The organism is Providencia zhijiangensis (assembly GCF_030315915.2).
Taxonomy (GTDB): domain Bacteria; phylum Pseudomonadota; class Gammaproteobacteria; order Enterobacterales; family Enterobacteriaceae; genus Providencia; species Providencia zhijiangensis.
On the sequence record NZ_CP135990.1, the window covers coordinates 2031054 to 2051026 of the forward strand.

Consider the following 19973-nt stretch of genomic DNA (forward strand, 5'->3'; position numbering starts at 1 on the left):
ACGCGAAAGTTAAATCGCTAATTCTTTACGTCTTTCATCAATCTCAGTGCGCATTTTATCTGCGCCCATATTGTGATGAGGTGCCTTACCAAATAATTGCGTGTACTGTTCGCGCAAATATTCAAGGCTGGATTCAACTGTATCGCCTGAGCCACTAATAGCGGTATTGGTTACAACTTCACCAGTATCACCACCAGCCCCATCAACCAAAGCGCCAGTATCAGGTTTAGCATCATCACCACCAATCAACTTTAAGTTGCTGCCAGCAATACCGCTGTATTCAACCTCTTCACCAACTTCAAGCAGACGACCAGCGATAAATGATTTTTTTAAAACTTTATATCGTGACATGTCACACCTTAATTAGTTACAGCGTTGTAGATAGGATGAGCATCAACGTTAAGTACGATGCCAGCCGTAAACTTACCTGCAGTTAATGGACCATCTATGACAACGTAACGCAGACGCAGATACTTAATAACACCATGAGGAACTGCACCGACAATGCGCTTACCTGCATTTAAATCAGCAATAGGCATTTCAACGGATTTAAACAATGCAACAGGCGTTGTAAATGCTTTATCTGCTGATGTTTCCAGTACGATTTGTACTTTTGCTTCACCTGCTGCTGTAGCCTGTTCAGTAACCTGCGCAAACAGTTGCAACGGCTCACCAATACCGATATCACGGAAATCACCTTTTACTGGTGTTAGGTCAATGATACTGGTCGCAGTCGCTGATGCGGTCACTGCTTGGTCGAGGGAAAATAGGTTTTCTTTATCTAAAATCATGTTGCGAACTCCCAACAAAATTAAGTTAACGAGGCTAGATATCAGCCCCGTACGGAATTACTTCACTTGGTCTTCTGTGGTGAGGATCACATCAGTACGACGCACCGGAATCTCATCAAAAGAAACGACTTTTTTCCCTGCAACTTCTTGCATGGAAATATTGACGTTCTTAGAGTTTTTAATCTGGCGGCGCATCCAGCTACGGATTTGCTGGTTACAGTAGAAAACAGGTTTACCCATAGACAGATTAGGGATTTTTTCAATCGCCTGAATCAGTAAATCAGGCAAGTCGATAGCGCCGGTTGCCTCTGGATCTTTGGTTAACTTAGAAAGGTCAACGTTAGCGATACGTACTACATAACGCCAGTCACGAACAGTTAAACCATTCTTCCATTGAAAATGGGTACGGTAACCTTGATATTTACCACCGTTTTCATCTTCAAGAGTGACTTCACCCAGGTGTTTTTGTTCAAGCCCAGCTTTAGAACCTTTAGGGTAAATACCATGAACAGTATTTTGTCCCCATACCACTAGCCAGATTGAGGTTAAATTGCTACCAGTACCACCAGCATCAATGATGTTTACGCCATTTTTAGCACTCAAATCATTGAAACGAGCAGCTAAACCAGTGAATCGCTGAGGGTGAACTGATGTATCGCCATAGAACAGAGTTTCAGCCATTTGTTGGTTCATAGATTCAATGAACGCTTGTGCTTCTGATAATAGAAATTCAGATGTGCTACCGTTCATATCAGCTAGTTCTTTATCTACTTCTGAATAAGTTTCCAGCATACCTGTGGCATCTGTAACTTGCGCAGTTGTTGATTTACTTGGTTGAACACCATAGTTCAATAAACGCCACGTTGCAGACGGTAAACCAGTGCGAACAGTGGTACGGTGACCTGTCGGTAAGTTACCCTCAACAAAGGTCATATCTTCAAGAATTTCGTTTGACTGGTTGAGCAGTTCAACGATTTTCGCTTGCTTGCTGTTTGGGTCTTGACGCTTAGCCCAATCAGTTAGAGTTAAAGCTTGAGGCATAATTTATCTCCTATACCTTATTTGCTATCACCAAAAAGAACATCCGCAGCACTGCGAGCGTTTTCACTGCTGCCACTAACAAAGCCGTCCTCAGACATAGCTTTGCCAATCTTTGAAAAAACACGAACAAGCTCTGGATGATTGCCTAAGCCTGTTTCAACCAGATAACTTTTAAGTTCAGGTGAACCGAATTGGTCCAACGCCTTTTGTGCATTACCAATCGATTCTGTAGAGCTAAGCCCTTCCTTATCTGCGCTGACTGTTTCAGCCCAATCAGTAACTTGTTTTTGCCATGCATCGGCTTGCTGCTTAACCAGTTGCGGCATGATCGTAGATCCGTACACATCAACAATCTTTTGCGCCTGCTCGTTGCTTAATCCAAGTTCACGTGCGACAGGCTCAAACGCTGCTACGGCTTCTTTATCAAGCTCCTGGTCTTTGCCGGCCGTAAACTCATACTTTTCAGGCGCAGCGCTTACAGGCTTCTTGTTATCACCTTCCTGATTAGTACTGGACGTATCATTATCCTTGTCAGTTTCTGTACCAGTAGTCGTAGTCTGATCACCTGTTGTTGATGTTTCAGTTTTAACCGCTGTAGTTTCTGTGGTTGTCGCAGCTGCACCCTCGCCACCATCAACTGAAACCTCATTACAAAGGCGACGAAACACCAAGCGTTGAAATAAATTCATTGATTGTTCTCCTGTTCTTTGGCTTCTTCTGCCATGACCAAATAGAGATCAGGGCAAACACTCATTACATCGTTAAACAGCTCTAATCCCTTATTGCGTCTACCTTCATTGAATGAAGTGATATAGGGATCAGGCGTAAATGAAACTTCGAAAACACCGCTTAATGAGAGCGTTTTCCAGATAAAACGACGACCATATTCAGTGCTCATTACCTGTTTTAAATCATCGTCTTCACGTTCTTTTCTAAGCTTGTCTTTAAGCTCTAAATCAGCTTGAATCGCTGCCTTTTCCTCTTCGGTGTAATCATCAAACTGTGTCATTGACCACCACCAGCAAGCGCAGCTAAGGCGCTGTTGTCATCCATTGATGTATTACTAAGAGTCTGAGCACCAGCCATAGCCTCTTGTGCCATTTGCATTTGCTGCATCTGCTGCTGTTGCTCTGCACGCTGCTGGCGAATAGCGGCTACTTGGTCATTGGATGAAACGATAGTTGGGGAAACGCCGATTGACTCAGCGTAGTTATCAATCATTTCGTCAGTGTTCAGCTTGTCGAGTGCTTCTGGTTTCATATTTGCCAGACCACCAACAAAACCAACAAAACGCTCAATGCTGCTAACACCAACTGATTTCTGCGCCTGTGCCATCACAGAGATGTATTCAACCTTAAGCTGCATGCCCTGCATTTCTTCTGGTGGAACCGGTAATAGGTTTTTACGTGCCATGATTGCGAACGTACGATTAATTAACTTGTCGAGTAGTTCAGAATCTAAACGCTGTAAGACAGGACCTAACATGAGTAGCTTTTCTTCACGCATTTCAATTACTGCCTCAACGGGCATTGAGCGTGTGTTTACAGACTGCATCATCATGAAGAGGTCAGAGAAATAGGCTTCTTTGATTTGATTACGAGTATCGCCAATATCAGCAATCAAGCCGTTAATGTCGGCTTGCACTTGGAATATCGGCTTAATCATTTGGTCTGCGCCAGCCATTGGTAGATAAGTTATCCCACCAGGCACAAGAGAAATGCGCTGATTCTTAATTGAGGCAGGCGCTTGCATAGGTGGATTGGTCACTTTATCAATCTGCTGTGCTTTGCGGCGTTGTAATAGCTGCAGTGCTTTCACACTACCTAACGCAATCATGCCGGGGCAAGATGAGCCGTAGACGTCCTCGCCGTTAACTTCCCAGCGTGGAGCCATAATAGGAAATTCATCAAAGCCAGATTCACGCAGAACGCGGTCGCTATCACCGCCCATTTCAAAGTAAACGGATTTAAACAGCTTGTTCTTAGCGTCCAGCTTGCCGCTGATGCGGTTTAAATTCGGGTAGACTGAATGAATGACGGTGATCCACTGACTGTAGTTGCCAGAATCCCACATGCTTTTAACATGCTCACTCACATTGTCTAAGCCGAACTCCATAACCAACTGGCGCACTGTCATGCTGAATTCACGGAAACAGGTATCAACTGTAAGATCTGGTCCATTCGCAATGTAATAGCTACCAATAGGAAACGGCACCGTACGAATGACGCGCTCGTTATCTTCCAGTACAGCTAGTGCGCTGGTGGCAAATGTGCCAATATCGGAATAGGTTTGCGGTAGTGACTGATAGATATTGGAACGGTTGAACACTTCGTTCATTCGCTGCTCAACTACTTCAAGCCACATTTTGACAGGGCTATAGTTCATCATGTCAGGGTCTGGCGTAGCCAAACGAAACCATTTACGAGCAGGACTAGTTATCCCTGACATCATGCCACTAGAAAGCGTACGTTCAGATTTAGCCGCTTCTTGATCGATGATTTTCGTATTACGTCTATCACCGCGATTGACTTCTGATGTGTTAAAACGAGTGCTACGAGGGCGTGTATACTCTGCAAGCTCTTTCCAGTGCGGCTCAAATGATTGGCGCTCATTCTTAAGCTGTGAGAGTTGTTTTAATAAATCCTGCTTTAAACTCATACCGCCCCCCGTTAGGTTACTGACCAAGTAGCGTTTTACCGCTGGTTGATGCTGAACTAGTCGCACCCTGCGCACCGGTTAACAATGTTGACTTACGACCAGCGGCAGCACGGCGGCGGCGTTGTTCTTCATCACGAGAACCCACTACAGCTTCGTCCTGTTCTTGCGGCGCTGCTTGCACTGGTGGCGGGGTTTTAATCTTAGGCGTACCACCAAAAAGACCTCCACACATATATCACCTCATAAGATAAACAATAATGTCATTTAATATTTATTGTATATCTTATTTGACAAATATAAAACCACGAGATACATTTTGGTCACAGGTCGTTAGTCGGATGTTCCTTTGCTCGTTATCAAGTGCCGTTCCTTTGCTTACATTTGCCCTCTTCGTGAGGGCATTTTTTTTAACTTGTGGTATGGTATTTGCTCTGGCTAGGGTAGCTCCCGAAAAGCGGAATCGTCACCGCCTGCCAGTGCTGCTAAATGACGAATAACTAGACGAGGTTATTATGAGTGATCAAACAATATTACAGGTATTAAGGCAGCAAGCGTTGCAGCGCGCTATTGGCGAAATGAACGCAGCCCTTGAAACAATGCTAAAAGATAACAATGGAGAATATCCTGCGTTAGCAGAAGTATTGCAGGATTGCATAAAAACACTAAAAGATAATATGTGATTTTTGTATATCCATAACAGACATAGACCGCTAATGCGGTCTTTTTTTATGCATATGGATCGTAATCAGCATCACTAACAACGTGACTACCATGATTAGATATAGAAATGTTATTGCGTTCTTTTTTGGTGACTGGGTAAGCAAACGTTAAGACAAACGCATCACCTTTACCCGGAGAACGTCCGATACGTTTTTTAATCTCTTCCTTTGGTTCTAGTACGATTTTACCGTCAACTCTAACCTTATATTCAGCCACGGATAAATCATCAGCTGTTTCTTGGTCATCAAGCGCGCCACCTATTTTTAACCATGTTTTAGCGCTGCTATACATTTCACCACGCTTATTTAGCATTTGTGGGTCTGTAGACGCGCTACCGAATTGCACAAGCTGCCAATCACGCCCCCATCCAGTGCCGATAGAATAAATCCCTGTACCATAGCCATAGTCAATATGAACAGCATCAGCACCAAACTGATCCTCAAAGTCAGCAATGCGCTTAGCCATAACCATATCATCAGTAGTTTTGTTACCCGTCCACAGGCATTTACTGTGTAACCCTTGGCGCATATAAATAACCGCATCATCATCACCGGAGTATGCAGGGTCAACGCCTATGATAATTGGTGCGTGTGATACCTCTGCTTGTGTTACTGTGCGCTTCATTGCTGCATCAGTTAAGCCAGTAGGTATGAATTGTGTTTCAGATGTTGACGGGAAGATCCCGCGCACACGAACCTTAACAAAGTCGCTATCCTCGCCCCTGTCCTCAATCCACTTATCAATCTGCTCTTTGTTGGTACCTTCAACCGTACGGCTATCAATCTGCTTGGTTTTCCAGCGGTGCTTAAACTTACGGAAACACTCGCGGAAACGCCCTGTATTACGTGTCGGGTTACCAAACGCTATCCAAATGATTTCTGTATTCTCATCCGTCAAGGCACCCTCTGCTACTTCCCACACCAGATCCGCAATGTTGGAAGCCTCATCGAAAACTAGAATGATGCGCTTACCCTGATTATGTAGCCCTGCAAATGCCTCTGTGTTGTTCTCTGACCACGGCACAGCGTCAGCACGCCATGCGTTAGCGTGATTAGGGTCATTGGAATAGATAGCTGTTTTGGTACAGGTAAACCAATCCTTAGTGATAGATAAGCGCTGCCACTTTGCAATCTCTGGCCATGTTTTAGTACGTAGCTGGTTTTCAGTGTTAGCAGTAACAACAACCTTGCAATCTTCGCAGGTGTCCATGCCCCACTTGATGATCATCGATATGAATGCAGATTTACCAATACCGTGACCTGATGCCCTAGCAAGCTGTAGCGGCTGGTGGCGCGTTTCTGGATTGCGTAGATGTTCACCTATTTCGTTCAGCGCTTCCGCCTGCCACTGGCGAGGCCCACTAGCATTTTCAAGTTCGGTACCAGCTTCACCCCAAGGAAATGCGTATAACGCATAGCTTAACGGGTCATGCGTAAACATGCCGATATCGTTAATCAATTGCTCTTCTGGTGACATGGTATCAATCATGACTCACCACCAGCGGCACGCTTACGGGCTGCTGCAAGCTTATCAGCAAGGGAAATAGTTACATCGACCTGATAGCGCTCACGGAATGCGTTAACATCAACGTGCTTACCAACCATTTCAAGTACACGAAGCTTATCTAACAGCTTCACTTTCTTAACGGTAACCTTCTCATCAATGACGGCTATTTCAAATGCAGAAATGCTTTTGCGCCATACTGCAGGCCAATCTTTAATTTGCTTGATATCACCAGTATTAGTGAGAATATCTGCGATATCTGCATCCAGCATATTAACCAATCGCTCTAACACGCTGTCAGCATCTAGCTTCTTGCGCTTATTACGCTGCTGCATAATCTGTGCTATACGGTCAATGACGCGCTGGTCTTTCATGAGTTGTGATGCACGCTTACAGGCGCTAACTTCGGCATAGCCTGCTGCTAGCGCTGCATTGGTTTGATTATCAGGGGCTTTGATATATTCCTGACAAAAACGCTCCATTTGAGCGTTAAGTGGTGTAGGTTTTCTGGCTGGTGGTTTTCGTGTTTTCTTTGTGGTCATAATCATCACCTCTACGGTTATTATGACCAACTAAAAGATAACATTCAAACCTTATAGGGTTACCGCTAAGTTGATTGACAATATTCGTGTCAACCGAATTTCTGTCTTGAGGGTGATTTGTCAACCATAGTCAAATTAATCCACTTCATTCTGAATAACTTTGATTTCCATGCACTCCTCATCAAATCTCTTCTTGAAGAATGCATTGTTAATATTTTTTATTTTTTTAAATGCCTTACCTCTTGGAGTGAGTTTCTTGTAGCTTTTGCGGTATTCTGAAACAAAAATATTAACAGTTGACTTCCTGTTCCTTAGAGTTCTGCTTGTCATTTTTAGAGCCTGAAACCGGTATGCAATGTTCAATTCGATTAGATTAGTTCCCCGCACCCTCTACCTCCAATTTAGTCTCATGCCACCCTCTGGTTGCCCAGCACTCTGAATCACCATCAAGGCAGCAGCTTGAAACAGGCAACTGTTCACCGCACTTACCACAGCACCGCTTTGATAGCTCCGCAATCTCACGCTTGAGCCGTGCATCGTCGTTACGTATGAGCATTTGAATGTATTCTGATTCGTCGTACGGTTAGCGCCCTGGTCTACGCAATGCACAATTACGCTTAATCATTTCGTGTTCTTCGGCTTCAACCTGCCACTGCGGAGTAACCAAGCCAGCTTCACGCTGGCGTTTACGTTGCGCTGCTTTGCGCTCTGCTGGTGATTTAGCCATTGAATAACATCCCCACAGCTACGGCGAACACGCACCAGAATGCAGCAAATACCAAGTAACGTTTAATCATAACTGCCACCCTATTAGCTCAGGAACTTGCCTTGTTTTCAGTTCTACAAATGTTAAAAACTCGCTCATAGAATTAACTACTTTTATCGGCGTTTGCATCAAAGCATCACTGATCACAATCCCACCATCAACAGGTTGTGCAACCCATATCGCACCACCACATTGCCAACCGTTACTACGCCAATCGCCCCTGACCTCGAAGCTATAACCTCTACTGAGCTTTCTGTGCTTGATAATTTGTATTGAATCGTAATTCATATTTACCTCGCGTGACATGTCACGATTGTTTGTTTAGTTGAATTAACGGAATGTCGAAACCAATGTGATTACCTCCCGTTAACTGCTCAAATTCTTTTTTAACCGCGCTAATTACCTCACCGTCACCATCCATGAACGCCACAGGCTTTTGTTGAGCAAATGCAAGGTTTTCACGAACAACATCATCAAGGTAAGTGCAAATTGCATACACTTCTTGAGATGAGATATTTTCAGGTGATACAGAGCCGTCAAGAATGTCGTAGCACAGCCTAATTGCGTCGATAGTTGCCATGATTACAATCTCATCGGCATGATCATCACAGTAACGCGCTCATCGTGTGGGTTCTTAACTTCACACACCACAGCATCAGTGGCTGACTTCACTCTGATTTCATACGCTGGCATACGTGGATTAACAAACTTGGCTACCTTTTCTAATTTGGATAAATAACCAGAGTTTATGAGCAGAACGGGCGGTAATTTTTCATCTGCTTTTGCGGTAGATTCGATAAGAGGATTAATATTTGGGTAGCGACCATCGATAACACTACACAGTCCAACACCAACAACAAAACCAGACTCTGAGTGAAGTTTTACAATCTCTTCCTCTGTATCGAAAACAGCGTATTCAAATGTTTTAGTTGGCAACTTCCCAACAGACAAAATCACTTGGTCTGTAATTTCATTGTCATGATGACCATAAGCAAGCATGTGACCGTTAGTTCCAACTACCTTTCCATCGGGCAGAAAACAAATACCATTGATGTAATAACGCACATCACGAACAGCCATACATTCCATGACGGCAAGCAACGTTCCACGATTAACTTTCAGTTTCATAATTAATTACCTTATTCATTTCTAATTTAGTAATTTCAATCACTTATTTACCCACTGGTAACAAGTTCATGATTTGTCGATTATTCCGGTAACCTTACCGTTATCATTCCAGTGGCACCCCACACCTTAGAAACTCGTCCATCCCAGATACGTGAATCATCATCAAAGATGGCATCCAGTAAGGCTTTCTCTAAGTTGTCCTTGTCTGGTTTTTGCTGGTGGGGCTTACCGTCCATTTCAGCCTGTTTTTTCTTGCTCCATGACTTCGGCATAGGCATAACAAAAATAACGTGGTAATCGCTCTCAGGCAGGTTAATGCCTCTTGCTCTCACCTCATCGCAGAACGCTCTGTAACGCATTACGGCTGGACGCTTCTGCCACTTATCACGCTGAGTCATGCGCGGCTTAGGCACGGGTACAATTGGATATTCAATAGTTTTCATACCGCTAAGCCCCGTTTGATACGCTTCGCCCTAGGCTTCGCCAGTAACTCGTTAAACATGATTTGTAAACGTGCCGGTTCACCTGTTTGGCGCCACGGCCCATACGTTGGCTCAATAACCTTGACTGGCTTCTCTACAGGCTTATGAACCTGTTTTCTCACCATGTGTCTTTTGCTGCTGCTTGCCTGCAGCTTCAAGCCGTCTTTGTAGTTGTCATTCAGCTTGTAACCCAGCCAAGGAGAACCCTCGACAACTGCAGGTGAAATAACATTAAACTTTTCAAGTTGAATTACGGCGTGCTTTACCGCGCCATATGCGGCCTTAACTCCGGTGCTTTCAATGTGATTACGCATCCCTTTAATCGTCATGCTTTGACCGCATTTAAGTGCTTCTATGACTCGATCCTGAAATAACATAACCATTACCTCGAATTTGATTAACCCACACGGTTAATATAAACAATTTGTTTATCTTTTCAACCATAAAAAATCAGTAAGAATTGATTTTCTTACCACCCTTTAAAACGCTCTGTAACGTTCTACATTTGATTTTTACGCTAAACCTATGGGATTTATCATCCTGCATATCAAAAATGCCTGTATGTTAATCCTGCTTACGATTTTGATAACCTTTGAATCTTATTGTCTCCGTTGTTTACTTTTTTCTAATAATTCCATCCACGCTGGCGGTGGTCTAGTTTTATCCTCAACCTTTAGCGTTGGTCTCGGTACAGTTTCCCCCTTGTGAACTCGCTCAGTCCATTTGGTAAGCATTTTAGCCAATCGTCTCTCGCATTCGACATCAGTCAATCGATGTTCAAGCATTTGAGCTCTAAGGTCTGTAAACATCCAGTACTGAACTGGGTGTTTGAATGGGTACATTTCTGCGCTCTGGTAGTTATTACGCTTAGCGCAGTAGGTTAAAAAATCTCTAAGCTGTTCGTCAGGATCAAGCCCAAACGGATTATGCTTAGCCGCTTCACCAGATAACGCGACAATCACGTCTGATAGCTCTGGTGGCCATGGATTACCATTCATGCAACGGTCAATACAGAATTGAAACAATCCTTCCAGTTGCTGATCACTCAATGCGCTTAGCGCTTGCTTCCACATCAATGACGGTTTCGGACCGTTCTTGTTGGTCCACTTGTCCCCATAAAGCTCTATCAGCTTCCTCCATAGCAGCAATAGCCTCGTCCCCGTATTCTTCTCTAACGCTTCTGTAGAACTCTTGCATTGATCTGGAGTGTCCTGAAAATTCTTTCTGTGACGAAACTCTGTTACTTGTCCCATTTTTCACCTCACCATTCTTAGAACGTTGATATTTAATACTCTTGGCTAAAGCCATTTCCCATTGTTCATGAGTTTTAGCCTTACCCTCCGATTTCCAAAAAGTAACAAACTCAGCTAACTCATGTGGCTGCATTGGCGATTTTAGGATAGCCCCCCAGTACGCAGCCTTCTGAACAAAATCAGGATCAGGTTGCCATTCGTGATACATGACAAATTTATCATTCACACCAAAACCACCACCTGGAACACGACCGTTCAAGATAGAATTATTGGCATTCAGATCAGATTGAAAATTATCCTCGCGCGTATTAGAGAGAGGTTTTATATTTCCTTTCCCTTCCTTTCCTAAAGGTAGTCCTCCGGTATCACTACCGTAGTTTTCCGGTAGTAGGTTTAGTTCTTTGATTTTACTGGGAGTTTTCTTATTAACGACCTGATGTTTTGTGAAATTATTTATCAGTCCATAACGCTTACCATCTTGAGTAGAAAATAAGCTAATATAACCACAGTTGGAAAGCTCCTGTAGTAGTACCGGAATACTACCGGAGGTCTCCCGTATAGGAAAAACAGCGGCTTTAATGAGTTTTGGATTAGCATTGAAATATCCTTCATCATCTGCATAATTTAATAAACCAATCGCCAGTAAACATGCCGCCTCAGAAATGTCAGCCATGTCCTCATCCGTCCAAAAAGTCGGCTTAATGGTTCTTATGCGAGCCATATCAACCCCCTGAACTGTTTTCATGTGTAAAAGTCTCTACAGTTTCTCTAAATTGAGTCCATGAACGAACTGTTTTAGCTAGCTCTTCCAAGTCATCAATTTCAAGCCCACTACCAACCCAATCCTTTAGTAGCCCCATGACTACATTTTCATTTACATGTACGCGATTTCTTAGTATTCCTCTTACGTAATAAAGCCTTGCATATTCAGGAGGGTTTCTTCTCATCGATGCTATTCTTGGTATATAAGAGAAAAACTCACTAGCGCTATCCGCTGTAATTTCAACATCTAACTTTTGCTCCGCTGATAAATCTGCTGCGGTTATAATTTCTTCTGCTGTATACTTTGATAGCCACTTCTTAACAGTTTTCTTTCCACTTTCAGTTATTACTTTACCGGGTATCAGTTCTTCAATTTTTTGGATAACAATTAATTCCTGCTCTTCCGTAAATTTGATTAACTCATCACGCCAAGCAAGCATCATTAGTAGTTGCTCTCGCTTATCACTAACTTCTTTTACTTGCGACAACTGTTTAGTAATGAGTGAATCATCACTTATTAATCTGTCTCTTTTTCCTTGGTTGCAATCAAAGCAGGAAGTTATCAAATTCATCATGTTGTTATCACCACCAGCACTGACTGGAATAATATGATCAACATTGAGCACTACCTTTGGAGCAGAATCACCACAGTATTGACAGGTAAACCCATCACGTTTAAAAACCTCAAAGCGTATTTTCTTTGTTAGGCCAATTCGTTTTTTACTCATTGACACGCCCTCATTTCTCTTGCCTGCTTGAGAATGCTATTAACACTTTCACGGTAATTTGCAGCATGCTTAGCAGCACATTCAACACAAACACCATTACTTACAAATCGCTCCGCAACATGACCATGCACACAGGCTTTACCCGTATAAAAGCGAGACAGTCCATTAGTTGCTGCTTCTTTTCTACTAATAACTTTCATTGAAAACCTCTATTACAGTTATGTGTGCAGTAAGATTATACATTATCAAAAAATAAATCAACCATAAATGATCTATTGTTTATCTATCTAATCAAAAAAAAGACCGCTTTCGCGGCCTAGTGTGATTTACTTCATAAACTTGTCTGCTATTTGGTCTAGTGTTAGCTCTATTCCGAATGTGTTTAGAGCTTTTTGTAATCGCTTAGCTGTTTGCAATGACACGCTGCGACTGCAATAGCGTAGGTGAATAGAAATATACTGAACGGTCAGATTTGCGCTGTCTGCAAATTGCTGACGCTCACGTTTAGATAGACTATTCCAGAATGTTTTAAAGTCTGTAAATACCATATTAACCACCCAAAAAGATAAACAAATCACAGAAATTGAAATCATGATAAACAAATTGGGAATTTACCTCAAAGGTTAATTTGATATTTAATAGATAAACAGAATAAACAATATCGAGCAAATTACACACAAAGGAAGAACGTACCGTGAAAAGCATCCAAGATATCAGAAGAGACAACCTTGTCTTTGTGATAGAAAAGCATTACGAAGGGAAACAAAAACGCTTGGCTACTGCTTTGGGTTGCGCTCCGAACGTTATTTCTCGTTATTTAATGTCATCAGATATGAAAAGTCATCGCTCGCTAAGCGATCCTGTCGCTAGAAAAATTGAGTTCCTTACAAAACTTCCAAAGTATTACATGGATAAGGATCACTTAAATTCCCCGGCTGAACAAATTGCGGATGAACTAGCCAGACAGCCTACTGATATTGGCCGCATACTTGGCGATAACATCACTACATTTATGTTGGTTGATGGCATCAAATCGCAAGCACAGTTATCGGTTAGCTCAGGATTAGGTCAAGCAACGGTTAACCGGATAATCAAGAATGAATCTAGCGCTACTATTGATAGTGTTGCTGCAATCGCTAATGCATTAGGCAGAAAACCCTATGAGCTTTTGATGTCAAAAGACGATGAGGATGTTCTTCATTACGATCACAAAAAGTTTGCAGCCCTACCAGACAACGAGAAAGAAAAAATCCAAGACTTTATTGAGTTCATCATTAGTAAAAATGAAAATTAAAACAAAGCATTATGATTATAGCCAGCCTCGAGCTGGCTTTTTTATACGCGCAAAGATAAACGGTTTGTTTATTTTATTTCGTTTTAGCGATTGACAACCATCATTTACGGGTTATTATTTATCTCAGATTAACCCGCAAGGTTAATGCTCTTTAACAATACAGAATGGCTATCACACTCCTAAATTCTGTGAGCCGCAGAATGTCTTAGCTAACCCGTAGATTCGGAATGCAAGATTTGGATAGTGACAATATTAATCAATCTAGCTGTTTTAGCTGGATTTTTTTCACGCCACAAACATAAACATTTTGTTTATCAGAGGTGATTGAAATGATGTTTTTTATCGAAAATGGTTTTCATGTGTTTATCGTGCGTGGAAACAAGAAAGTATTTAGTAGTTTTAAAGATGGCATTGAGTGGGCTTTTACCACCAGCCTAGCAATTCAAACCGACAAGGACTTAAACAATGTGTAATCAAGAACAATTTGAAAAACGTAACCTCGCAAATATTGTTAGCGCGATCCTAATGGCTAACGATATTAACACCGCAGATAACCTGCACGCGCTTACCGACCACTTAAGCAAAGAGCGCATCAGCGAAGAAATGCAGCAATTTGAAAAGATCGCTTTTGATTTATCGCTAAGTTCAATGGCAACACCAAACTTCATGCAATTACATAATAATGACATCATCGACGCATTTATCCATGTCATTAAAAACCCTGACCAGTTTCGCTCAAATGCAGACCGCAAACAGTATTTTAAGTCACTGTTATCATCTGAGCCTGTAGTTGTACCAGAGCAGGATAAGCATGATGTGGTTGCTCACGCCAGTGAAGATAAACAAATTGGTAATATCGAGCCCGAAGTTAATGGCGAATGTTCCTTACACTTAGTACCTCCATACTTTGAACCGGGGCGTTATACCGATATTTCAAATGATGATTACCATTCATCAAACGGCATTAGTAGCACGATGCTAAAAGATGCTCGTATCAGTCTGATGTACTTCGAACGCCGCCACATCAGCAAAGTTATTCAGCGTGAACGTTCAGAAGCCTTAGACTTCGGTAGCTTGTTCCATACCTTGGTTTTAGAGCCTGAAAAAGTTGAAGATGAATTTAGCCTAGCTCCGACCATTCCCGCTGGGGCTTTCACTAACACGGATTCGATTAAAGCCTTTATCCGTGAATATAACGCTGACAAGCCAAAGGCAGAGCAGCTTAAGTTAACAGGCAAAAAAGAAGAGTTAGCAGCTTCTGTTAAATCCGTTAAGCCTGATGCAGTGTTTGAAGATGATTTAATCAGTGCATGGCAAGCCGATGAATCACGCATTCGTATTACAGGTGATCAGTACCGCTTGGGTAAAGCAATGCAGCAAGCTGTATTTGACCATCCAGAGGCTGGGAAACTGGTAACTCATCCTAACCGTGCAGTTGAAGTTAGTTATTACGGTATCGACGATGATACAGGCTTAGAAGTTCGCGTACGTCCTGACTTAGAGATCCAGTATGACGAAAACCTAAGAGTTGGTTTTGACCTTAAATCAGCTTCATTAGGTCGATACAAGCAGGATGCTATCACTGCGATGATCCGTAAAGAAATCATTAACCGTGATTACCATGTCAGTGCCGCAATGTATTGTGATATCGCAATGCTAGATCAGTTCTTCTGGATATTCGTCAACAAAGACGAAAATTACCACTGGGTTGCAATCGTCGAAGCTTCACCTGAACTGCTTGAACTTGGTCGCTTAGAGTACAAAAAGACGCTGCGCGATATCAATAACTCAATGAATACTGGCGTATGGCCTGCACCAGTCACCGAAACACTCACCATTAATCTTACTGACTTTGAAACACGCAAGTTAGAAGAACTTCAATTAGAAGCGTAATCAATTCTAGCGCCCTGCTTACTGCATGGCGCTTATCAATTTAGAGGTAATCATCATGTCAGAAGTCGCTTTAAGCAACCAACAACAAACTGGTGTCATGAATAACATGTCACTTCTTTTTAATGCGGAAGCAATGAATTGTGTTATCCGTATTGCTGATTTAATGGCATCTGGTACCGCGACAGTGCCTAAACATTTACAGGGTAAGCCAGCTGATTGCTTGGCTATCACAATGCAAGCGTCTCGCTGGGGAATGGATCCATTTGTAGTAGGCCAAAAAACGCATTTAATTAACGGCACTCTAGGTTATGAAGCTCAACTGGTCAACGCAGTAATCACCAGCTCAAACGTTGTTACAGGTCGTTTCCATTACGAATACGGCGGTGATTGGGAAAAGATTGTCGGCGTAAAAGAAAATCGTGACGAATCCGGCTTATTCATTCGTGTTGGTGCAGTTATCCGAGGTGAAACAGAAGTTACATACGGTGAACCGGTTTACTTAGCCGATGTACAAACGCGAAACTCACCGCTATGGAAAACTATGCCTAAGCAACAAATTGCTTACTTAGCTGTTAAATACTGGTCCCGCCTGTATTGCCCAGAAGTGATCATGGGGGTTTATACGCCAGATGAACTTGAAGAGCGAACCATCAAAGATGTTACGCCACAAAAAGAGCGAGTAAGCCTCAATGAAATCACTCAGCAAAATGAGCCTGAACAGCATCACAAAGCCACCATCGACGGAAATGATGTAATCACAGGTGAAATTGTTGATGATGGTTTTAACCCTGAATTACTGCGCCAATCGATCACCGACGCTTCAACTCTGGATGAAGTTAAAGAAATTCGATTACAAATTGATGAGCTTAAATCATCACTTGGTACCGCGCTTTTCACTGAGTTGAAAAACAAGGCGGTTCAGGCTTATCACCGCATCGATGCAAATAACAACCTTGAAGCGCAAATTAATAGCCTACCTGCTGGCGGTTCACCGGAAGCTAAAGCAGCTTTCGAAAAGGTTTTTCAATTCCTTAACGCCAATAAACGTAAGCTTGGCGATGAGTTATTCAATGCGTTCAGTATCACGCTGAATGACATGAAAGACGAATATCAATAATGGCTGACGGCGGGTTTATCCCGCCATTGGAGTTACTATGAATTTAGAAGCATTAAAAACATTAGACGATATTTGCACCCCGGAAGAAGTTAAAGCTAAAACGGGCGTCGGTAACTCAATCTTGAATAAACTGCACAAAGAAAAAATTCTTGTGAAAGTTTATCTATCTGAGCGCTCATATGTTTATCGTCGTGATGAAGTTAACGCCTATATCACTAGCTGCTGGAATAACCCGGAAGCGGCTAAAGAAGATATTGATATGGCTTTCGTTAACAAAAACAACCCAAATCACTCTAAAACATTTGATCACGTCTCTAACTAACTACCCTTCCCTATGTGATTTAACCAAAGGATATAACCATGAAAGATAACAACACTATTGCTGACAGCTTAGCCAGCGATATAGCTAAACATTGTTCAGAGTTTGAAAAATCACCTGAGTATGCAGAAATGATCCGCACTCATGTTAAAAGCCTTTATGAAAAAGCAATTAAAGATACTTTTAGCTGGGGAAGTTTTCCTGACCGAGTTAAAAAAGCTCTTGAATCAGCGCTTCCAGAAAATATTAGTGAAGTGGTCGATCTGCCTAAATATAACCTATTAATGGCTAAAGAGCTTTCTAGCCAATGGGAATTGAATTGCGTCAGTGAGCAAATGGTTAGCGGCATGAAAGATTTGGTATTGAAATTTATCAAATCACATGAAATTCCAAAATACATCAAAGCATCTGACCTTTGGAAGGCATACGTAGATCAATATCAAGAAGAAGCGGCTCATGAGGGCTGGGGAAGACCACTAGTGATTATTTCCGAGGGAGAATATACATGGGAAAAAGGATTTTTTCATATCGGCTTGGAGAAACAGCCAACTAGCAACTCTTCATACTACCATAGAAGCAAAGAAAAATATCATCAGTGCGATACCTACCTTAGCTTCCAACAAAAAACCACTAGATAAATGCGTGAAGACGTAGCAGTTATGCATGATGGGTATCCAGTTTACAGCCTATACGCTGGTGAGCTTGAATACCATGACACGCTTGGTAAGCAAGTTGTTCAGTTCCGTTCTGAGTTTGAGCGCCTTGTTGGTGCACTTTATTACGGCGGTAGCTTGTTAGTTTTAGATGAATCTGACGCTGATGAAATTTATTACAGCAACGATTATTAACCAAGGGACTCAGTGCAAGGATGCAAACAGGAGATAGATATATGGCAAAGCTAACCAAAAAAGAACTGGCATGGATTAAAAAGGTTCAAAAGGTGTTGGACGAATGCCCGTCAGAACGTCTTGGCTTCTATACAACTGGCGACCCAATGGTTTGGATTTATGACAGAAGTAAAGAGCCCGAAGTGAGTGAATGGATGAATAAAAACAAAGGTGACTTTTGCTTCGCAACTAAAGCAATGGACGCTAACTTTTTTACTTATATTGTAGTGGTCAACTAAAATTGGCCACGGTTTTAGAGTTTTTCCGGTATTGGTTTTCTGATTCGTTTGGTGGTAATCCACCGTTATATTCATGCGGCCTGACTTCGCTGTAATACCCGACGATATAATCCGTTATTGCATGGGCTGCTTCACTGAAGCTGATGTAGCCGGTCACCGGCACCCACTCATTTTTCAGACTTCTGAAGAAGCGCTCCATCGGGCTGTTATCCCAGCAGTTACCACGCCTACTCATACTTTGTTTTATCCGGTATCGCCACAGTAACTGTCGGAACTGCCTGCTTGTATAGTGGCTACCCTGATCACTGTGGAACATGAGCCCGGATGGCTTATTTCGTATTTCCCATGCCATTTTCAGCGCTTTGGTTGTCAGTTTGCTGTCCGGAGAAAATGACATTGCCCAGCCCACGGGTTTCCTTGCGAACAGGTCGAGTACAACGGCCAGGTATGCCCAGCGTTTACCGGTCCAGATATACGTTACGTCGCCGCACCATACCTGATTGGGCTCTGTCACTGCGAACTGTCGCTCAAGGTGGTTCGGGATAGCAATGTGTTCATGACCGCCACGTTTATACCGGTGAACAGGCTGCTGACAGCTCACCAGCCCCATCTCCTTCATTAGCCGTCCGGCAAGCCATCGTCCCATCCGGAAGCCCCTGTGTGTTGCCATTACAGCGATACTTCTTGCACCTGCTGAGCCATGACTGAGGCCGTGCAGCTCCTGAACCTGACTACGTAATACGGCTCTCCTGCCGTCCGGATTGTCAGGCCGGTTTTCCCGGTATCTATAGCTGCTGCGGTGAACTCCGAACACGCAGCAAAGAGTGGCCACAGGATAATGCGCTCTGAGTTTCCCGATCACCGAGACCTGTTCAGGGAGTCTGACATCAAGAGCGCGGTAGCCTTTTTTAATATTTCGTTTTCCATTTCAATACGTTGAATTTTTTTCTTCAGCTCACGTATCTCAATTTGTTCCGGCGTGATAGGGGATGCTTTCGGTGTTTTGCCTGCCCGTTCGTCCCGTAATTGCTTTACCCACCGCGTCAAGGTGGAAAGCCCGACATTCATGGCTTTCGCGGCATCTGCAACTGTATAGTTCTGATCCACAACCAGCTGGGCTGATTCACGTCTGAATTCTGCACTGAAATTTCGTTTTTTCATTAAGGCACCTGTGTTGTTCTGAGGTGAGCATATCACCTCTGTTCAGGTGGCCAAATTTATTAAACCACTACATATCGACTTCCCAGCGCCAGTTGAATCAACGGCTGGATAATTTATCGCAGGGATGCAATGAAGAGGAATGAAGAGGAATGAATATAAAAGACAGAATCAAGTTTAACGATGCAATGTTGGCGGCAGTCATGGATGGTAGAAAAACGCAGACACGTAGACCTATTGAGCCACAGCTAAAAGTAACCGAGGATGAATTACGCAATTTAGGTGCATGGCAAGATGGTTACACACTATCAGAGCAAATATGTGCAGCATGGCGGCATGGATTTATTGATGTTGATTGCCCATATGGTGAGATTGGCGACATCATCAATCTTGCAGATAAATACGGTAATATCAAAGGGAAAATTGAAATTACTGATGTTTGGTTACAACAGATTCAAGAAATATCACCTAGCGATGCGATAGCTGAAGGAATAAAAGCTGGTAGATATGGAAATGAAGGAAACTGGTTAGTTGGATTTTATATTCCAAATAGCAATCAGCCATATATAACCGCAAAAAATGCATTCAAAGAATTATGGTCATCAATATATGGCATTGGTAGCTGGATGAATAACGAATGGGTATGGGTGATTGAGTTCAAAAAGGCGAGTTAAGGATTTTGACAGTGGATT

The 19973-nt window shown here is 42.7% G+C and carries 30 protein-coding genes and 1 pseudogene; 10 read left to right on the forward strand and 21 right to left on the reverse strand.

The features are described from left to right. Positions 1 to 9: 9 nt before the first annotated feature. From QS795_RS09285 to QS795_RS09315, 7 genes are read right to left on the reverse strand one after another with little or no spacing between them, the layout of a single operon-like run. Entirely contained in the window at positions 10 to 351 is a 342-nt protein-coding gene (locus QS795_RS09285; protein WP_286271266.1) for a hypothetical protein, read from the reverse strand. A gap of 8 nt (positions 352 to 359) precedes the next feature. Then, positions 360 to 791: a Bbp16 family capsid cement protein gene (locus tag QS795_RS09290; RefSeq protein WP_286271267.1), complete on the reverse strand. Its 432-nt coding sequence runs from the start codon at positions 789 to 791 to the stop codon at positions 360 to 362. Positions 792 to 848: 57 nt separating this feature from the next. Next, the gene (locus QS795_RS09295) at positions 849 to 1832 is read right to left on the reverse strand and encodes a major capsid protein (protein ID WP_006658828.1); all 984 of its coding nucleotides are present in this window, start codon (positions 1830 to 1832) and stop codon (positions 849 to 851) included. Positions 1833 to 1849: 17 nt separating this feature from the next. Then, positions 1850 to 2521, reverse strand: a complete 672-nt coding sequence (locus QS795_RS09300; RefSeq protein WP_286271269.1) for a peptidase — start codon at positions 2519 to 2521, stop codon at positions 1850 to 1852. Next, a complete protein-coding gene (locus QS795_RS09305; RefSeq protein WP_318626431.1) occupies positions 2518 to 2841 on the reverse strand; it encodes a Bbp19 family protein in 324 nt (107 codons plus the stop codon). The genes QS795_RS09300 and QS795_RS09305 overlap by 4 nt, the downstream gene beginning before the upstream one ends. Further along, on the reverse strand, positions 2838 to 4490 hold the full coding sequence (locus QS795_RS09310) for a portal protein (RefSeq protein WP_318626432.1): 1653 nt from the start codon (positions 4488 to 4490) through the stop codon (positions 2838 to 2840). Before QS795_RS09310 ends, QS795_RS09305 begins: the two co-directional genes overlap by 4 nt. A gap of 16 nt (positions 4491 to 4506) precedes the next feature. Then, a complete protein-coding gene (locus QS795_RS09315) occupies positions 4507 to 4722 on the reverse strand; it encodes a hypothetical protein (RefSeq protein WP_036964062.1) in 216 nt (71 codons plus the stop codon). Positions 4723 to 5002: 280 nt separating this feature from the next. Between QS795_RS09315 and QS795_RS09320 the strand changes: the two genes are divergently transcribed. Then, the gene (locus QS795_RS09320; protein ID WP_181489747.1) at positions 5003 to 5170 is read left to right on the forward strand and encodes a hypothetical protein; all 168 of its coding nucleotides are present in this window, start codon (positions 5003 to 5005) and stop codon (positions 5168 to 5170) included. A gap of 46 nt (positions 5171 to 5216) precedes the next feature. Here QS795_RS09320 and QS795_RS09325 read toward each other — a convergent pair whose 3' ends face one another. From QS795_RS09325 to QS795_RS09385, 13 genes and pseudogenes are all read right to left on the reverse strand, one after another. Next, positions 5217 to 6698, reverse strand: a complete 1482-nt coding sequence (locus tag QS795_RS09325) for a terminase (protein WP_286271278.1) — start codon at positions 6696 to 6698, stop codon at positions 5217 to 5219. Continuing rightward, on the reverse strand, positions 6695 to 7255 hold the full coding sequence (locus QS795_RS09330) for a terminase small subunit (RefSeq protein ID WP_318626433.1): 561 nt from the start codon (positions 7253 to 7255) through the stop codon (positions 6695 to 6697). The genes QS795_RS09325 and QS795_RS09330 overlap by 4 nt, the downstream gene beginning before the upstream one ends. Before the next feature lie 135 nt (positions 7256 to 7390). Then, positions 7391 to 7585 (reverse strand): hypothetical protein, encoded by a 195-nt coding sequence (locus QS795_RS09335; protein WP_286271282.1) that lies wholly within the window; start codon positions 7583 to 7585, stop codon positions 7391 to 7393. Between the two features lie 43 nt (positions 7586 to 7628). Beyond that, positions 7629 to 7982, reverse strand: a pseudogene (locus QS795_RS09340) (hypothetical protein). Between the two features lie 66 nt (positions 7983 to 8048). Beyond that, positions 8049 to 8309, reverse strand: coding sequence for a hypothetical protein (locus QS795_RS09345; RefSeq protein ID WP_318626434.1), 261 nt, complete (start codon positions 8307 to 8309; stop codon positions 8049 to 8051). 19 nt (positions 8310 to 8328) lie between these two features. Continuing rightward, entirely contained in the window at positions 8329 to 8601 is a 273-nt protein-coding gene (locus QS795_RS09350; RefSeq protein ID WP_210853125.1) for a hypothetical protein, read from the reverse strand. A 2-nt stretch (positions 8602 to 8603) separates the two neighbouring features. Continuing rightward, positions 8604 to 9149 (reverse strand): beta clamp domain-containing protein, encoded by a 546-nt coding sequence (locus QS795_RS09355; RefSeq protein WP_036953298.1) that lies wholly within the window; start codon positions 9147 to 9149, stop codon positions 8604 to 8606. Positions 9150 to 9229: 80 nt separating this feature from the next. After that, positions 9230 to 9592 (reverse strand): RusA family crossover junction endodeoxyribonuclease, encoded by a 363-nt coding sequence (locus tag QS795_RS09360; RefSeq protein WP_286271288.1) that lies wholly within the window; start codon positions 9590 to 9592, stop codon positions 9230 to 9232. Next, positions 9589 to 10008 carry a hypothetical protein gene (locus tag QS795_RS09365; RefSeq protein ID WP_318626435.1) on the reverse strand — a complete coding sequence of 140 codons (420 nt, stop codon included), beginning with the start codon at positions 10006 to 10008 and terminating at the stop codon, positions 9589 to 9591. The genes QS795_RS09360 and QS795_RS09365 overlap by 4 nt, the downstream gene beginning before the upstream one ends. A gap of 222 nt (positions 10009 to 10230) precedes the next feature. Beyond that, positions 10231 to 10704 (reverse strand): replication protein P, encoded by a 474-nt coding sequence (locus QS795_RS09370; protein WP_318626436.1) that lies wholly within the window; start codon positions 10702 to 10704, stop codon positions 10231 to 10233. Next, entirely contained in the window at positions 10673 to 11629 is a 957-nt protein-coding gene (locus tag QS795_RS09375) for a DnaT-like ssDNA-binding domain-containing protein (RefSeq protein WP_318626437.1), read from the reverse strand. The genes QS795_RS09370 and QS795_RS09375 overlap by 32 nt, the downstream gene beginning before the upstream one ends. Further along, positions 11607 to 12374, reverse strand: a complete 768-nt coding sequence (locus QS795_RS09380; RefSeq protein WP_318626438.1) for an HNH endonuclease — start codon at positions 12372 to 12374, stop codon at positions 11607 to 11609. Before QS795_RS09380 ends, QS795_RS09375 begins: the two co-directional genes overlap by 23 nt. Next, positions 12371 to 12574, reverse strand: coding sequence for a hypothetical protein (locus QS795_RS09385; protein WP_061063966.1), 204 nt, complete (start codon positions 12572 to 12574; stop codon positions 12371 to 12373). Before QS795_RS09385 ends, QS795_RS09380 begins: the two co-directional genes overlap by 4 nt. A gap of 494 nt (positions 12575 to 13068) precedes the next feature. On the opposite strand from QS795_RS09385, the gene QS795_RS09390 reads away from it, so the two are divergent. The 8 genes from QS795_RS09390 (at position 13069) to QS795_RS09425 (ending at position 18123) form a co-directional block, all read left to right on the forward strand. Next, positions 13069 to 13668 carry a helix-turn-helix domain-containing protein gene (locus QS795_RS09390; protein ID WP_187129231.1) on the forward strand — a complete coding sequence of 200 codons (600 nt, stop codon included), beginning with the start codon at positions 13069 to 13071 and terminating at the stop codon, positions 13666 to 13668. 329 nt (positions 13669 to 13997) lie between these two features. Beyond that, the gene (locus tag QS795_RS09395) at positions 13998 to 14141 is read left to right on the forward strand and encodes a hypothetical protein (RefSeq protein WP_286271305.1); all 144 of its coding nucleotides are present in this window, start codon (positions 13998 to 14000) and stop codon (positions 14139 to 14141) included. Continuing rightward, positions 14134 to 15561 carry a PD-(D/E)XK nuclease-like domain-containing protein gene (locus QS795_RS09400; RefSeq protein ID WP_286271309.1) on the forward strand — a complete coding sequence of 476 codons (1428 nt, stop codon included), beginning with the start codon at positions 14134 to 14136 and terminating at the stop codon, positions 15559 to 15561. The genes QS795_RS09395 and QS795_RS09400 overlap by 8 nt, the downstream gene beginning before the upstream one ends. Positions 15562 to 15616: 55 nt before the next feature. Beyond that, positions 15617 to 16678, forward strand: a complete 1062-nt coding sequence (locus QS795_RS09405; protein WP_286271311.1) for a RecT family recombinase — start codon at positions 15617 to 15619, stop codon at positions 16676 to 16678. 37 nt (positions 16679 to 16715) lie between these two features. Further along, positions 16716 to 17000: a hypothetical protein gene (locus QS795_RS09410; protein WP_286271312.1), complete on the forward strand. Its 285-nt coding sequence runs from the start codon at positions 16716 to 16718 to the stop codon at positions 16998 to 17000. A 38-nt stretch (positions 17001 to 17038) separates the two neighbouring features. Then, positions 17039 to 17635: a hypothetical protein gene (locus tag QS795_RS09415; RefSeq protein ID WP_286271313.1), complete on the forward strand. Its 597-nt coding sequence runs from the start codon at positions 17039 to 17041 to the stop codon at positions 17633 to 17635. Further along, the gene (locus QS795_RS09420; RefSeq protein WP_286271315.1) at positions 17636 to 17845 is read left to right on the forward strand and encodes a hypothetical protein; all 210 of its coding nucleotides are present in this window, start codon (positions 17636 to 17638) and stop codon (positions 17843 to 17845) included. Between the two features lie 41 nt (positions 17846 to 17886). Then, a complete protein-coding gene (locus tag QS795_RS09425) occupies positions 17887 to 18123 on the forward strand; it encodes a hypothetical protein (protein ID WP_286271317.1) in 237 nt (78 codons plus the stop codon). Here QS795_RS09425 and QS795_RS09430 read toward each other — a convergent pair. Then, positions 18116 to 19284, reverse strand: a protein-coding gene (locus tag QS795_RS09430; RefSeq protein WP_166685554.1) for an IS3 family transposase whose coding sequence is annotated in 2 segments (ribosomal slippage) — positions 18116 to 19035 and positions 19035 to 19284 — 1170 coding nt in all. Because the reading frame shifts where the segments join, the coding sequence is not laid out codon by codon here. The two genes, QS795_RS09425 and QS795_RS09430, sit on opposite strands and share 8 nt — an antisense overlap. Positions 19285 to 19439: 155 nt before the next feature. Between QS795_RS09430 and QS795_RS09435 the strand changes: the two genes are divergently transcribed. Further along, a complete protein-coding gene (locus QS795_RS09435; protein WP_418055379.1) occupies positions 19440 to 19955 on the forward strand; it encodes a hypothetical protein in 516 nt (171 codons plus the stop codon). Positions 19956 to 19973: the final 18 nt, after the last annotated feature.

Excerpts from the sequence above, each read along its gene's own strand:
- QS795_RS09355 (WP_036953298.1), bottom strand. The coding sequence starts at position 9,149 with ATGAAACTGAAAGTTAATCGTGGAACGTTGCTTGCCGTCATGGAATGT.
- QS795_RS09420 (WP_286271315.1), top strand. The coding sequence starts at position 17,636 with ATGCGTGAAGACGTAGCAGTTATGCATGATGGGTATCCAGTTTACAGC.
- QS795_RS09325 (WP_286271278.1), bottom strand. The coding sequence starts at position 6,698 with ATGATTGATACCATGTCACCAGAAGAGCAATTGATTAACGATATCGGC.
- QS795_RS09335 (WP_286271282.1), bottom strand. The coding sequence starts at position 7,585 with ATGACAAGCAGAACTCTAAGGAACAGGAAGTCAACTGTTAATATTTTT.
- QS795_RS09330 (WP_318626433.1), bottom strand. The coding sequence starts at position 7,255 with ATGACCACAAAGAAAACACGAAAACCACCAGCCAGAAAACCTACACCA.
- QS795_RS09395 (WP_286271305.1), top strand. The coding sequence starts at position 13,998 with ATGATGTTTTTTATCGAAAATGGTTTTCATGTGTTTATCGTGCGTGGA.
- QS795_RS09365 (WP_318626435.1), bottom strand. The coding sequence starts at position 10,008 with ATGTTATTTCAGGATCGAGTCATAGAAGCACTTAAATGCGGTCAAAGC.
- QS795_RS09415 (WP_286271313.1), top strand. The coding sequence starts at position 17,039 with ATGAAAGATAACAACACTATTGCTGACAGCTTAGCCAGCGATATAGCT.
- QS795_RS09310 (WP_318626432.1), bottom strand. The coding sequence starts at position 4,490 with ATGAGTTTAAAGCAGGATTTATTAAAACAACTCTCACAGCTTAAGAAT.
- QS795_RS09400 (WP_286271309.1), top strand. The coding sequence starts at position 14,134 with ATGTGTAATCAAGAACAATTTGAAAAACGTAACCTCGCAAATATTGTT.
- QS795_RS09370 (WP_318626436.1), bottom strand. The coding sequence starts at position 10,704 with ATGTGGAAGCAAGCGCTAAGCGCATTGAGTGATCAGCAACTGGAAGGA.
- QS795_RS09295 (WP_006658828.1), bottom strand. The coding sequence starts at position 1,832 with ATGCCTCAAGCTTTAACTCTAACTGATTGGGCTAAGCGTCAAGACCCA.
- QS795_RS09410 (WP_286271312.1), top strand. The coding sequence starts at position 16,716 with ATGAATTTAGAAGCATTAAAAACATTAGACGATATTTGCACCCCGGAA.
- QS795_RS09360 (WP_286271288.1), bottom strand. The coding sequence starts at position 9,592 with ATGAAAACTATTGAATATCCAATTGTACCCGTGCCTAAGCCGCGCATG.
- QS795_RS09425 (WP_286271317.1), top strand. The coding sequence starts at position 17,887 with ATGGCAAAGCTAACCAAAAAAGAACTGGCATGGATTAAAAAGGTTCAA.
- QS795_RS09290 (WP_286271267.1), bottom strand. The coding sequence starts at position 791 with ATGATTTTAGATAAAGAAAACCTATTTTCCCTCGACCAAGCAGTGACC.
- QS795_RS09385 (WP_061063966.1), bottom strand. The coding sequence starts at position 12,574 with ATGAAAGTTATTAGTAGAAAAGAAGCAGCAACTAATGGACTGTCTCGC.
- QS795_RS09305 (WP_318626431.1), bottom strand. The coding sequence starts at position 2,841 with ATGACACAGTTTGATGATTACACCGAAGAGGAAAAGGCAGCGATTCAA.
- QS795_RS09285 (WP_286271266.1), bottom strand. The coding sequence starts at position 351 with ATGTCACGATATAAAGTTTTAAAAAAATCATTTATCGCTGGTCGTCTG.
- QS795_RS09315 (WP_036964062.1), bottom strand. The coding sequence starts at position 4,722 with ATGTGTGGAGGTCTTTTTGGTGGTACGCCTAAGATTAAAACCCCGCCA.
- QS795_RS09375 (WP_318626437.1), bottom strand. The coding sequence starts at position 11,629 with ATGAAAACAGTTCAGGGGGTTGATATGGCTCGCATAAGAACCATTAAG.
- QS795_RS09350 (WP_210853125.1), bottom strand. The coding sequence starts at position 8,601 with ATGGCAACTATCGACGCAATTAGGCTGTGCTACGACATTCTTGACGGC.
- QS795_RS09380 (WP_318626438.1), bottom strand. The coding sequence starts at position 12,374 with ATGAGTAAAAAACGAATTGGCCTAACAAAGAAAATACGCTTTGAGGTT.
- QS795_RS09320 (WP_181489747.1), top strand. The coding sequence starts at position 5,003 with ATGAGTGATCAAACAATATTACAGGTATTAAGGCAGCAAGCGTTGCAG.
- QS795_RS09405 (WP_286271311.1), top strand. The coding sequence starts at position 15,617 with ATGTCAGAAGTCGCTTTAAGCAACCAACAACAAACTGGTGTCATGAAT.
- QS795_RS09345 (WP_318626434.1), bottom strand. The coding sequence starts at position 8,309 with ATGAATTACGATTCAATACAAATTATCAAGCACAGAAAGCTCAGTAGA.
- QS795_RS09300 (WP_286271269.1), bottom strand. The coding sequence starts at position 2,521 with ATGAATTTATTTCAACGCTTGGTGTTTCGTCGCCTTTGTAATGAGGTT.